At 58.2% G+C, this 13,901-nt stretch carries 8 protein-coding genes; 6 read left to right on the forward strand and 2 right to left on the reverse strand.

Annotation, left to right across the window (positions count from 1 at the left end; translation table 11 throughout):
• Positions 1–331 precede the first annotated feature (331 nt).
• Entirely contained in the window at positions 332–6,601 is a 6,270-nt protein-coding gene (locus tag JH25_RS03000) for a non-ribosomal peptide synthetase (protein WP_032880392.1), read from the forward strand.
• A 48-nt stretch (positions 6,602–6,649) separates the two neighbouring features.
• On the opposite strand, the gene JH25_RS02995 is transcribed toward JH25_RS03000, so the two are convergent.
• Positions 6,650–6,958 carry a DUF6124 family protein gene (locus JH25_RS02995; protein ID WP_005789528.1) on the reverse strand — a complete coding sequence of 103 codons (309 nt, stop codon included), beginning with the start codon at positions 6,956–6,958 and terminating at the stop codon, positions 6,650–6,652.
• Positions 6,959–7,657: 699 nt separating this feature from the next.
• Here JH25_RS02995 and JH25_RS02990 point away from each other — a divergent pair.
• The 5 genes from JH25_RS02990 to JH25_RS02970 all read left to right on the forward strand — a co-directional run bounded on the left by JH25_RS02990 (position 7,658) and on the right by JH25_RS02970 (position 12,315).
• Positions 7,658–8,401: a hypothetical protein gene (locus tag JH25_RS02990; RefSeq protein WP_005789527.1), complete on the forward strand. Its 744-nt coding sequence runs from the start codon at positions 7,658–7,660 to the stop codon at positions 8,399–8,401.
• Entirely contained in the window at positions 8,401–9,114 is a 714-nt protein-coding gene (locus JH25_RS02985) for an AAA family ATPase (RefSeq protein WP_032880395.1), read from the forward strand. Before JH25_RS02990 ends, JH25_RS02985 begins: the two co-directional genes overlap by 1 nt.
• 439 nt (positions 9,115–9,553) lie before the next feature.
• Positions 9,554–10,501: a TauD/TfdA family dioxygenase gene (locus JH25_RS02980; protein ID WP_032880396.1), complete on the forward strand. Its 948-nt coding sequence runs from the start codon at positions 9,554–9,556 to the stop codon at positions 10,499–10,501.
• A gap of 57 nt (positions 10,502–10,558) precedes the next feature.
• On the forward strand, positions 10,559–11,407 hold the full coding sequence (locus JH25_RS02975; RefSeq protein WP_032880398.1) for an EamA family transporter: 849 nt from the start codon (positions 10,559–10,561) through the stop codon (positions 11,405–11,407).
• Positions 11,407–12,315: a LysR substrate-binding domain-containing protein gene (locus JH25_RS02970; protein ID WP_032880399.1), complete on the forward strand. Its 909-nt coding sequence runs from the start codon at positions 11,407–11,409 to the stop codon at positions 12,313–12,315. Before JH25_RS02975 ends, JH25_RS02970 begins: the two co-directional genes overlap by 1 nt.
• 55 nt (positions 12,316–12,370) lie before the next feature.
• On the opposite strand, the gene JH25_RS02965 is transcribed toward JH25_RS02970, so the two are convergent.
• The gene (locus JH25_RS02965; protein ID WP_032880401.1) at positions 12,371–13,888 is read right to left on the reverse strand and encodes an ArnT family glycosyltransferase; all 1,518 of its coding nucleotides are present in this window, start codon (positions 13,886–13,888) and stop codon (positions 12,371–12,373) included.
• Positions 13,889–13,901: the final 13 nt, after the last annotated feature.

Here is a 13,901-nt window from a genome sequence, read left to right on the forward strand (position 1 = left end):
AATCTGCGTCATTATTCCGACGTTTCTGGTCAATAAAACCGGCAACGAACGCTCGCAAGGTATTTTTAGGTTTAAGTAACTGGATGATATTTAAAGTAAAAGTCTAAATTCTTGCAGAGGTTCAAAGTGCCAGCATCGGCCATGTATAGCCAATTTCCTACAGCGCTTTAATCGTTTCAGCAGTGAACGACCCACCAAGCCCGTTCCATCCATTTGAATGTCCGGGTTTCGGGTGACAGACGCCTGCGGCCCCCCCATGCTCAAATCCGGCAAATTCGGCGTAATGGGCCACCCTGCGCGGCCAGTGCCTGACCTCCATGAGAAGGATCTTATGCAGTATTCCTCCCGCCAGCCGGCCAGCTTCCCCCTCACTGCCGCCCAACAGGACATTTGGCTTGATCAGATGCGCGTGGGCGATTCGCCGCTGTATAACATTGGCGGCTATCTGGATGTTGCCGGCCCAGTGATGCCCGAGCGCATCCAGCAGGCCGTAGCGCAGCTGGTGTCCAGACACGATGCGTTGCGCATTCAATTGCATACCGACGCCGAAGGGCTGGCGCGGCAAACCTTCGCTTCGGCACTGCCGGTGGACGTGGCCTTGCATGACTTCGCGGCGTTACCCGACCCGTGCGCCGCGAGCCGGGCCCTGATGCAGGCGCAAATGGCCCGACCGTTCATGATGAGCGGCGCGCCGCTGGTGCGCGTCCTGCTGGTCAAACTCGACGACGACCACTACCACCTCGGTATCCAGGCTCACCACCTGATTCTCGACGGCTGGGGCTTCGGCCAGTTGGTGCAGTCCCTCGCGCGGTTGTATACCGCCCTGGAGCAAGGCCGGCACGTGGAGCCGTTCGCACCGTCCTATATCGACTTTATCGACACCGACCAGCACTACCTGCACTCGGCCCGTTACGCCCGTGACCGCGACTATTGGCTGGATAAGTTCCAGGTACTGCCCGAGCCACTGCTGACGCCGAAGCAAACCACCAAGGCGTCGAGCAACACCTTCCTGGAAGGGTTTGCGGTGGCGCTGCTCAACCGTATGGAGCAGGTCGCCAACCGCTGCCAGGCGTCGGCTTTTCATGTGTTGCTGGCGGCGATGTACGTGTATTTCAGCCGCACCAGTCAACGCCAGGAATGGGTAGTGGGGCTGCCGATTCTCAACCGCTCCAACGCGCGTTTTCGCGCCACCGTCGGCATGTTTGCCCAGGTCAGTGCGGTGCGTTTTCAGTTCAGCGAGGGGTTGCCTTTTGGTGAGCTGGTGCGCGGCATACGCGATCAGCTCAAGCAGGATTTCCGCCATCAGCGCTTCCCGTTAAGCGAGATGAACCGCGAGCTGGGCCTGCGACGAACCGATCGCGGGCAGTTGTTCGACCTGTCGGTGTCGTTCGAGCAGGACGACCATGACCTGCGTTTTGGTCAGGTGCAGGCGCGTGCCATCAAGGTGTCCAACCACCATGAGGCATTGCCGATTTCCATTCACCTGCGCAGCAACCGCTACCAGGACAGCGCGTGGCTGCATTGCGTCTACAACGAGGCGTACTTCCAGCACGACGAAGTCCAGGCGATGGCGCGCGGCTTCACCTGGCTGTTGGAGCAAGGGCTGGAAGACCCCTCGTTGCCAGTGGGTGAGTTTTCCATGCTGGCGCCTGAAGCTCAGGCTCGGCTGCTGCACTGGAACGCCACCGCGCAACCCAACGCACTGCCGCTAACCTTGCACCGGCGGATTGAAGCGCAAGCCGCACACACGCCCGACGCCATTGCCGCGGTGTATCAGGGCCATCAGCTGACCTACGCCCACCTCAACCGTCAGGCCAATGCCCTGGCGCATCAACTGTTGGCACACGGCGTACAGCCGGATGATCGCGTGGCCGTGCTGGCCCGACGCGGGCTGGACACGTTGGCGGGGTTGTTGGCAGTGCTCAAATCCGGCGCCTGCTACGTGCCGCTGGATCCGGCCCATCCGGCTGAACGCCTGGACTACCTGCTGCAAGACAGTGCGCCTGTGGCAATCCTGACCCAGCAGGATTTGCGCCAGCGCCTGCCTGTCTCCACGGTGCCAGTGATCGTGCTGGAGCAGGTCACCTCGCACATCGACAGTAACCCCCAGGTTGCGGTCTCGCCGTCGAACCTGGCCTATGTGATTTACACCTCCGGCTCCACCGGCTTGCCCAAGGGTGTGATGGTGGAGCACCACAGCGTATCGAACCTGGTGGACTGGCACTGCCGGGCGTTCGACCTGCACGCGGGCAGCCATACCGCCAGCGTCGCCGGGTTTGGTTTTGATGCCATGGCCTGGGAAGTCTGGCCTGCGTTATGCGTGGGTGCAACGCTGCACCTGCCACCGGCGCACGACGGCGCGGAAAATATCGATGCGTTGCTCGACTGGTGGCGCGCGCAGCCACTGGACGTGTGTTTCCTGCCCACGCCTGTGGCCGAATACGCCTTCAGCCAGCAGCGTGGGCATCCCACCTTGCGCACCTTGCTGATTGGCGGCGATCGCCTGCGCACGTTCACCCAGGCGCAGACGTTTGCACTGATCAACAACTACGGCCCTACCGAAGCCACTGTGGTTGCCACCTCCGGAGCCATTGAGGTGGGCCAGCCGCTGCACATCGGCGCGCCGGTCGCCAACGCCCAGGTTTATCTGCTGGATGCGCAACAACGCCCGGTGCCGATTGGCGCAGTGGGGGAGTTGTATGTGGGCGGCAAGGGCGTGGCGCGGGGGTATCTGAACCGTCCTGAACTGAATGCCGAACGCTTCCTGGACGATCCTTTCAACGGCGCGCGTATGTACCGCACCGGCGATCTGGCGCGCTGGCTGCCGGACGGCAATCTTGAGTACCTGGGACGCAACGACGACCAGGTAAAAATCCGCGGTGTACGCATCGAGCTGGGGGAAATCGAATCGGCCTTGGCCGCCCACCCGGCGATCAAGGACGCGGTAGTGCAGTTTCGCCAAGGGCAATTGCTGGCCTGGTTTATCCCGCGCGAGCCAGTCGATATCCAAACCCTGCGCGCCCATCTGCAGGCCTCGTTACCTGACTACATGGTGCCGGCGGCCTATGTCCGCCTTGAGGCGTTGCCCCTGACCGCCAATGGCAAGCTCGACCGCAAAGCCTTGCCCGCACCCAGCCAGGAAGCTTTTGTCACTCGCCGCTTCGAAGCTGCGCAGGCGGGTGTGGAAGCTACCCTTGCGCAGATCTGGGCCGAGTTGCTGCACGTGCAGCAAGTAGGGCGCCACGACCATTTCTTCGAGTTGGGCGGGCATTCGCTGTTGGCGGTGCAACTGGTGCAGCGCATGCGCCAGGCCGGCCTGCGTGCCGATGTGCAGGTGCTGTTCGGCCAGCCAACGTTGGCGGCGCTGGCGGCAGCGTGTGGCGGTAATGAAATGGCGGTGCCAGACAATCGAATCCCGCCAGGCTGTACGCATATCACTACCGATCTGCTCGCCTTGGCCGAGCTGGATCAAGCCAGCCTCGACCACATCGTCGCAAGCATCCCTGGTGGCGCAGCGAATGTGCAGGAAATCTACCCGCTGGCGCCGTTGCAGGAAGGCTTGCTTTATCACCACATCACCGATGCGCACGACCCGTATCAGCAACAGGCTCTGTTCAGCTTTGCGCGCCGCGAGCAACTGGATGCCTTCGCCCACGCCCTGCAACAAGTGATCGACCGCCATGACATCCTGCGCACCAGCCTGGTGTGGGATGCCCTTGAACAACCGATGCAGGTGGTGTGGCGAAAAGCGCGGTTGCGGGTCGAACCGCTGCGCGAGCCGGCTCAACCGCTGGACTTGCGCCAGGCGCCGCTGATGGCCCTGGACTACGCCGAAGAACCTCACCATCAGCGCTGGATCGCCAGGCTGCGCTTTCATCACCTGGTCAACGACGCCACCTCGACCACCCTGTTGGTGGACGAGATCCGCGCCCATCTGCTCGGCCAACAGGCGCAACTGCCCGTGCCGGTGCCGTATCGCAATGTGGTGGCGCAAGCCCGATCAGCCGTGCGCCAGGCTGCGCACGAGGCGTTCTTTCGCCAGCAGTTGGCAGAGGTGGATGAGCCGACCCTGGCGTTTGGCGTGCAGGAGCGCCAGGCCAAGCGTGCCGAGACCGAAGAAGCCGAACGCCTGCTCAGTGACGCGCTCAACCTGCGCCTGCGCAGCCAGGCCCGCGTTCTTGGCGTGAGCGCCGCGAGCCTGTTCCACCTGGCCTGGGCCCAGGTACTCAGCCGGGTGGCGAGCCGCGACGATGTGGTGTTCGGCACCGTACTGCTTGGCCGCTTGCAAGCCGGCGAGGGGGCCGAGCGGGCGTTGGGCATGTTCATCAACACCTTGCCGCTGCGCCTGCGCCTGGTCGGGCAAAACGTGGTGGATGCACTGCACGACACCCACACACAACTGAGCGCCTTGCTCGCTCATGAACAAGCCTCCCTGGCGTTGGCCCAGCGTTGCAGCGGCGTGTCACCGTTGTTCAACAGCCTGCTCAATTACCGCCACACCTCGGCCGATCCCGAACTGAAACTGGTACCGGGCATGGCCTTGCTCAACAGTGAAGATATCCTCAGTTACCCGCTGATGTTGACGGTGGATGACGTGGCCAGCGGTTTCCGGCTCAAAGCCAAGGCGCCGTGCACAGTCGGTGCCGAGCGGGTGCTGAGCTACCTCGACACGGTGCTCAATGGCCTGGTGGATGCGCTTGAGCAGGCGCCGAAAATGCCGCTTGGCGACATACAGGTGTTGCCCGCCAGCGAGTTGCACACCCAGTTGTCAGGCTTCAACGCCACCGCCACGGACTACCCGCAAACCCTCACTGTCCAGGCGCTGTTCGAAGCCCATGCGCGGGACATTCCCGATGCCATCGCGGTGCAGGCCGGCGAGCAGCAATTGACCTACCGCGAACTCAACGAACGCGCCAACCAGTTGGCCTTTCACTTGCGCGAGCATGGTGTACGGCCCGACTCGCGGGTGGCACTGTGTGTGGAGCGCGGGTTGGAGCTGGTGGTGGGGTTATTGGCAATTCTCAAGGCGGGCGGTGCCTATGTGCCCCTCGACCCGGGCTACCCACGCGAACGCCTGGCCTACATGCTCGCCGACAGCCAGCCGGTGGCGCTGCTGGTACACGGCGCTACCCGCGAAGTGCCGGGCGAGGTTGCAATCCCCGTGATCGACTTCGACCACTGCATCTGGAGCCAGGCACCGACCGACAATCCGTCGGTACCGGGTTTGAGCGTCGCCAACCTGGCCTACGTGATGTACACCTCGGGCTCCACCGGCACCCCCAAGGGCGTGATGATCGAACATCGCGGCCTGGGTAACCTGCTGCACTGGGGCTCGCAATTGTGCCCCGACGCCGCAGGCGGCGCCTTGTTGCAGCGCGCGCCATTCAGCTTTGACGGTTCGGTGTGGGAACTGTTCTGGCCATTGAGCAACGGTATGCGCCTGGTGCTGGCGCGGCCCGATGGTCATCGTGAACCTGCGTACCTGGCCCAGTTGATTCGCGAGCAGCAGATCAGCGTGATCAAGTTTGTGCCGGCGATGTTGCAGCAGTTTCTTGAGCTGGACGAGTCGGCCCTGTGCACCAGCCTCACCGATGTGTTGTGCGGCGGCGGCGAACTGACCGAAGCCCTGGCCCGTGGCGTACAGGCGCGCTTGCCCAAGGTGCGCTTGCACAACGTCTACGGCCCCACCGAAGCCACGGTCGACAGCAGCGCCTGGACCCTCGAACCCGGCGCGCCAGTACCCGCGGTGCAACTGCCGATTGGCCGGCCGATCAACAATACCCGCTTGTACGTGTTGGATGCCCATGACGCACCGGTACCCATAGGCATCAGCGGTCAACTGCATATCGGTGGTGTGGGAGTAGCCCGCGGCTACCTGGGGTTGGAGCAGATGACCGCCGAGCGGTTTATCGACAGCCCCTTCGTTGTCGGTGACCGCCTGTATCGCACGGGCGACCTGGTGCGCTACCTGCCGGACGGCAATCTGGAATTCCTCGGGCGCAATGATTTCCAGGTCAAACTGCGCGGTGTGCGCCTGGAGTTGGGAGAAATCGAAGCACGCCTGAGTGCACACCCGGCGTTGCGTGAAGTGGCGGTGCTGATTCGCGATGAGCGCCTGGTCGCCTACTTCACCCTGCGCGGCCAGGCGCCGAGTTTGGAAGCCTTGCGCAGCCATGTGCTGGAGCAACTGCCGGAAGTCATGGTGCCGGCCGCCTTTGTACAACTCGACGCACTGCCCCTGAACCCCGCCGGCAAACTCGACCGCAAGGCCCTGCCGGAGCCGGGCCTGGACGCGGTGCTCAGCCGTGCCTACGAAGCGCCCCAGGGCGAAGTGGAAACCTTGATGTCCGGCATCTGGGCCGACGTACTGAAACTGGAGCGGGTAGGGCGCCACGACCACTTCTTCGAACTGGGCGGGCACTCGCTGCTGGCAGTCAACCTGGTGGCCCGCCTGCGCAAGGCCGGGCTGGAAGTGGACGCACGCACCTTGTTTAGCCAGCCAACCCTGGCGCAACTCGCCGCCAGGACCGTGGCGAAGGTCCAGCGCGTTGAAGTGCCGCAAACCGCCATTCCCGCCCTCAACCGCCGCCGCAGGATCTGAGGATTGGAATGCATTCAATCTGGGAGGGGGCTTGCCCCCTCCCACATTCTACGGTGCTGCCTTCAAGGGCTTCATGCACTCGATAGAGCGATCCACTGTGGTTCTGGCGATCTCCAGCAAATGCCACACCGCCAGAATCTTCGCCCGCACGGGGCTGTCCAGCAGCTCGCTACAATCGAGTGCTGTCGCTGAGGCACTGTCGAGCAGGCTGGCGGTGTACAGCAACGCATCTTCAAAACTCAGATCGTCGTTGACGCTGTGAAAACCCTGCCTGGGCAGGTAATGGTCAATGGCGCGGTTGAACGCGGCACGGGTTTTTGCGGGGTCGAAGGGTGGGTCGGGTAAGACTTTATTCATGGTGTAGCTCCAACTGGTAGATAAGGAGCCGACCCCTTCGCGACTAAACGGAGGGTGGCGGCTGTACGCAGGTTAGTCGACCGGCCAGTTGGATCCGGCGCACGCTAAGGTGCCCTGCGCACAGCCACCATGAACAGGGTGACAGCTTGCGCACAACTGGAATCCGGGCGACTAAACCCGATCACTGATGAGCAGTGACGGATCGCAGACTAGCCACCGATTCCAACCGGCACAAGGCGGCGGGGATTGTCTCGGAAATGTCCTGCAATTTAAAGAGAGATGGCTTGCTGGCCTTTTAAAATTGTTTCGAGAATAAGAGCTGGCCGGACCGTTTGTCGGATTAGTTACCTACTTTCTTGGGTTTCACGTTGTTTCCTACGCAGAGTCCGTTCGCAGTTAATTTTCATATCAGAAAAATGATGATTTATAAGGCGTTAATTTCGCTAGGGATTATCACGGTGTGAAAGTTTGAATCATTCTTTTCTTCTTTGAGGAACTATTGGTGGTCCGATTTTAATGAGTGAAATTTCCTAGTTGGAAGTAATGCTTTTCCTAAGGGTAGAGTTTACTTTTCTTGCGTGATTTTCTACTTCTACTAAATTGTGGGAGTTGCTTAAATTAAGTGGATTACCATTAATTCTGAGGGGTTTGAAAGTGAAAGAGTCAGAGGAGGATGGTGCCATTTCCATGAGGTGAGCCATGTATATCTATCCCTTATCTAAACCGATTTTACTATCGATGCTTTTTGTTAAGGAGCAGTTAAAGGAACCCGTTGCAGTGCTCTGGATAGTGATATCCCCCGCAGTCACCTTCTACTTGATAACTTACGCCAGAATCTCTGGTGAGGAAGCAACCCGTGACTACGCGTCTGCCACTTCATGGTTCTACGCTTTCATTTCTTCAAGCGTCGCGTTGTTTGGATTGGCTTTTTATATAGTGGGGCGCAGGGAAAGTGGTTTTTTACGTTCCTTTGTTTATACAAGACGTACCAAGCTAATTTTTCTCGTTGGGCAGTTTTTGGCGTACTCCTTCATGTCTGTTATCTATTGCTCCGTTTTTTATGTACTGACGCGAGGTTATTTTGGTTCGATGGCGATGGAAGAATGGATTGTCATAGTTGGGCGTTTTTATATGTGCTTCTTGTTGTTTTCCACGCCCTCGCTTTTGCTGACGCTACTGCCTATCGGCTTTCAAAATACCAACACTCTTTTCTCCATGATTTCAGTCGGGATGTTGGCATTAGGTATCGGTAGCCTGAACACTTCACATCCAGTGCTTAACGTGATCGGCATCTTTAATCCGATGGAATGGGCCAATCGCATCATGACGATGGGAGTATCTGAATCCGCACCTGTGGTGGCGGGGGTTGTAGGGTTGATCAGCGTCACAGGGTGGTTGGTGTTCCGATTTTTACTCATCAATCCTGTTTGGAGTCGGTACTAATGAAAAGGCTGCTCGTGGATGAACTGAATTTAAGGTATGCCCAGCATGTTTTATTCAATAGCGCTTCATTGGCGGTCGAGGCGGGGGCGATCACAGGTTTGTTGGGGCCTAATGGATCCGGAAAAACCAGCTTTTTTGACGTGGTCTGTGGTCTGAAAAAAATGAATGGCGGGAAAGTGCATCATTCATTTTCCAAGCTGCTTTACCTATCGCAAATCATCGCAACGCCGCCTGTCTTTCGCATGTTTGATGTTTTCAAGATGATGATGCTTTTTTGTTCCGACACGCCGATTACGCAACGGCACGCCTTGGACAAAATTGAAAAGTGGAGCCCCGGCATTGCTGAGCGTTACCGCGAAATCTGGGCGAAAAAATCATCCCTTTGCAGCTATGGTGAAAAGCGCTGGTTTTTTACGCTGTCCTTGCTGTCCGTCAACGCAGATCTGGTGATTCTGGATGAGCCGACCGCGGGTGTTGACCCCGAATTTCGTTATCACATCTGGAGGTGTCTGGAGGGAGCGGCCGCAGAGGGAGTCGCGGTACTTGTTTCATCACATAACGTCGATGAGATCGTCACTCACTGCGATGATTTCTACATGCTGAGCCAACAGCGTTTCAATCGTTTCACCGATGCCGAGGGTTTCATGAGCAGTTACGGTGGGAGTACCTTGGATGAGGCATTTATTCACGCAGCGAGCCTGCCCAGAATCTGAGAGCTGACAATGTGCTCGACTCCACTATCGCTGTCGAATTCTGATGTGGAAGGTATTCAATGTGGGAGGGGCCCCCCGATAGCGGAGTGTCAGCAGCAAATATCTCCACTGACTCGGCCCCATCGGGAGCAAACCCCCTCCCACATTTTGAGGTTTTGCCTTCAAGGCCTTCATGCCCTCAATGGAGCGATCCACTGTGGTTCTGGCTATCTCCAGCAAATGCTACACGGCCAGAATCATCTTCCTGCAATTTAAAGAGAGATGGCTTGCTGGCCCTTTACAAACCATGACAAAACGCCAGCAGTGACAGCTCATATTTTGGCGTAGGAAAAATCTGTCATGACGAGCGTTGATGGCTACCCTGATGAGGTTTCGCTTTTTCAGACAAGGTTGAGCTTAGTTAAATGGAGGCTCCTACCCACCAACGTAAAGGATTGCGATGAACATGGATGTCAGTCATTTTCGTCAAGAGGCAGCCAAAGTCAGACTTTCAAAAGCCGCATTTGATGAGTTGTTGTGCGCAAAGAATATAGTCGAGTCCAGTGGCCAAAATCATCGCTTCGATACAACACCTGCCTGCATCAATCCGCTTAGCTCACCCATCCTGCATGCGGAATTAAACAATATTCGAAACATGATTGACCATGAAACTCATGTGTTGATCTTGGATGGCTTTAAAGTCGATAGCCTCGCAGTCTTCAAATCACTCATTTGGACATTTGGCTCTTTGCTGGGAAAGCCAATGGTGCAGAATCATCTCGGTCATAAGGTTATTGAAGTATACGATCGGGGCGGTAAGAGTATTGAAGAGGGTGCCAGATACCACCAAACCCGGCAGGGTGCTTACGTACACAACGATGGTGTGAGTGACCCGCTACCTATCGACTATTTGATCTTGGCGTGTGGTCAGAAAGCACTGCTGGGTGGTGAAAGCATTCTGATTAATGCGAGCGCGGTCTACGCAGAGCTGATGACGTTTCCAGATGTACTGACACAGCTGAAATGCGATTTCTTTTTTGAGAATCGAGGCATGGCCGAGGATGAGACGCTGTTTAAAGCGCCCATCTTGAGTTTTTCAGACGCAGGCATTCCTTTGATCAGGTATTTTCGTGTCTACATTGAGTCGGCTCATCTGAAGGCTGGTGTCCCGTTGACCCTCGCACAAACTCAGGCGCTGAATATACTGGATGCTGTGCTCGACCAGTCTTCAGTCCAGCATCGCATACTGCTTGAACCAGGGCAGGTATTGATTTCTGCCGACAACAAGTTCCTGCATACCCGCACGCATTTCATAGACAGGAATGTTCCCTGTGCGCAGATCAATGATGATGAGCGGCTGAGCGATCTCAATCGCTACATGCTACGGATGTGGTTACGCAAGCCATGATGCCTGGCTTGCCCTGCATAACTGATTCCTCCCTGTTTTCAGCAAAAGCCGAGCCCCATGGACAACTCCGATATCGCGATCACCCTGGTCTTGATCTCCGCCTTCATGCACGCCACTTGGAATGCCGTAGTACGCGCCGGAAGCAGTCGCTTTATGACTTTGGCAATGGTCGATGGCACCGCATTGCTGATCTGTCTGGCAGCGCTGCCGTTGGTTCATGTGCCAAGCCTTGAGGTGTGGGGCTATGTGCTGGTTTCCGTAGTGCTCAATACGATCTATCGATTGTTTCTGATCAAGGCTTACGAGACCGGCGATTTCGGTCAGGTTTACCCGGTCATGCGTGGTGTGCCGCCGGTACTGGTTGCGCTTTTTTCCTACTTCTTACTGCATGAGCAGCTGTCGTTTCAGGCGATGGCAGGTGTGCTGATGATTTGCGTGGGGATCATCAGCCTGACATTTGTGCGCAGGATGACGGCGCACATGCTCAAGCCGATCCTGAAGGCGGTGTGCGCTGGAGCGTTCATTGCGTCCTATACGGTGGTGGACGCCAAAGGCGTGCGAGCCAGTGAGACGGTGCTGCAATACATCATTTATCTGACGGTATTCCAGAGCATCCCGATCCCGTTATTGGCGTTGATCAAGGCGCGTCCGGCATTCACCCAGGCCATCCGCTGCCACTGGCGGGTAGGAATGTTGGGAGGGGTGTTTTACCTGGCGTCCTACGGCCTGGTGTTGTTTGCGTTGTCCCTGGATGCGGTAGCCAAGGTGTCCGCGTTGCGAGAAACCAGTGTTATTATCGGCACCATTATTGCCGCACTGTTTTTTCATGAACGGTTTGGCTGGCGGCGAATGCTGTCGGCATTCGTCATTGTTGGCGGGATCATCCTGATCAAAGTGAGCAACTGATGGCCCAACGTCCGCCCCCGACCCCTATGCTTCAAGCCTTCGTGAGTGCCGCGCAGACCGGCAGTTTTGCGCGTGCCGCATCCGAGTTGAACCTCACCGCCAGCGCTATCAGTCATCAAATCGCAGGTCTGGAAGAGTGGTGGGGGGTGCAGTTGTTCGAGCGCCACTCACGGGGCGTCAAACTCACGCCGGCGGCGCAGGCACTGTTGCCGGTGGCCGAAGGTTTTTTCAAAGACCTGGATGCTGTGCTGCATTCGCTCAGTCCCGGTAAACCTCAACCGCTTTACCTCGCCTGTACGTCCTCTCTGTGCTCAACCTGGCTGATTCCCAGGATGCATGGTTCTCATGCTCACGCGTCGTTCAATCTGGATTTGGTGTTGACCAGCGCGGACATGAGCAGCAGCAGCTTGAGTGCGCATCAGTATGACGTCGCCGTGGTGATGGGGTACGGCGACTATCCGGACCACCATGTCGAGCTTTTGATGCGCGATGCGGTATTTCCTGTATGTTCGCCAGCGTTTGCGCGTATACACGGCGATATTGCCCTGGCGGATATCGCCCAGTACCCATTGATTCATCGGGTGGATGATCAAGTGTGTCCAGGGTGGGAGAGCTGGTTTGCCTTCCAGGGGCTGCAAGCACCGCCCTATCACCATGGCCCACGCTTTCCTGATTCCAGTTTGGCTATCAGCCTGGCGGTAAAAGGCGGGGGAATTGCGTTGGGCAGAACTGCACTGGTACATGACGCGTTGAAGGAGGGAGCCTTGGTTGCGCTGGAAGCTCCTGTGATGATGTCGCCGGCTGCCTATTACATCATTTGCCGAGAGGGTCGTCAGTCGGAGCCGGATATCGCTCGGTTGTTTGATTGGCTCAAGGCGCAGGCTGACGAGTTTGTGTGCGAAGTTTAAATGCACCCCGTAGGGGGCTCACGCCAAGCCTTTGCAAACAGCACCTCTTCGATTCTCAGCGTGGCATCGGAACAAACGCCACGCTCCCTCCCTCACGCTTCTGAAACAAGCGCTCGCCATTATCCGATTGCGTAGTGACCACTCGATGATCCACGCCCAGAAACGCCAGCGGCATCGGGTCTTCCCTGGAATACTGCGCGATGATAATCGTGTGTTGCGGATCGAACCTTTGGCCGCTGGTCTTTTCCAGCCAGGCCATGAACGCGGCGCTGTTGCCCTGGCGGGGGTAGTCCTGGGTTTCGCTGACGTAGTAGAAGGGCCTGCCGTGGTTTTGCAGGTACATGGGCAGCTTGTTGTCGACCTCCACCAGCACCATTTGCCATTGGTCCCACGGTGCGCTTTTCACGGCTTGGGCTTGCACATCCTCGGCGAAGCGGGTCACGCCGCCGTTGCCGGTAGTCCAGGGGTAGATCACACCCAGCACCAGCAAGAGCAGGCCTGCGCTGATGCCGAAGCCTTTTTGCCAGCGCGGCCAGCTCGCCGGTTTTTTCTTTAGGCGTTCGCTCAGCCACCAGGCGGCGAGCAGTTGAGCAAAGGGCACCAGCGGCAGTACGTAGTAGCTGCGGCGGCTGCCGCTGGCGGTGAAGAACGCAAACAACAGGCCCAGGCCCCACACCAGCCAGCGCACGTTGGGTGGGGTGTGGCGCCAGTGCCGCACCGCCAGCCACAGGCCCAGTAGCCAGCAGGGGGCCCAGGGCAGGGTGTAGACCGGCAGGTAGATCAGGTAGGTGTAGATCGGGCCCATGTGATCGAAGGGATCGAAGAAACGCACCACGTTTTCCCTGAATACCAATGCCAGACCGCTCTCGCCATAAGAAGGCGCGCCGTAGCGGTGGGACAGTACGAAAGGAATCGCGTAAAACGCCGCGGCGATCAGCATGGCCAACAGCAGGCGCAGATTGAGGTGGCGTTTGTAGCGCTGCTGGCTGAGCAGGTGCGGCAGCAGCACCAGCCCAGGCAGCACAAAACCGATCAAGCCCTTGAACAGAGACGTCGCTGCCAGCAACAGGAAAAACACCGTGTAGCGCCCAAGCCTGGTGTCTTCCGGTCCGCGCCAATACCACCACACGGCTGCCAGCACGCCGCACACGGTCAGCACGTCGGCCGTGGCGACCCTGGCCCAGAACAGGAAGTAGAAGGTGGTGGCGAGCATCCAGCCGGCGATCAAGCCTGTGCCTTTGCGAAACAGCCGTTCGCCGATCAGGTACACCAGCCAGATACTCAGCCACGCTGCAATCACCGATGACAGACGCAACGACCACGGGCCAAGGCCGCCCATCAAGCTGGCGAAGCCGGTGATCAGCCAGTAGGAGGGCAGGGGTTTGTCGTAATACGGCGTGCCTTTGAGATACGGGTCGAAGTAATCACCGCTTTGCAGCATCTGCAAGGCGATGTTGGCCCAGCGCGTCTCCGGCCCCCATAGGTCGCGGCTGCCCAGGCCCAGCAGCAAAAGCAAGGCCGAGACGCCCAGCAGTAAAACCAGGGCGCCGCGTTCGGTTTTCAGTAGGCTCATGGGATGTTCCTGC

This window comes from Pseudomonas sp. BRG-100, from assembly GCF_000737955.1.
GTDB classification, from domain to species: domain Bacteria; phylum Pseudomonadota; class Gammaproteobacteria; order Pseudomonadales; family Pseudomonadaceae; genus Aquipseudomonas; species Aquipseudomonas synxantha_A.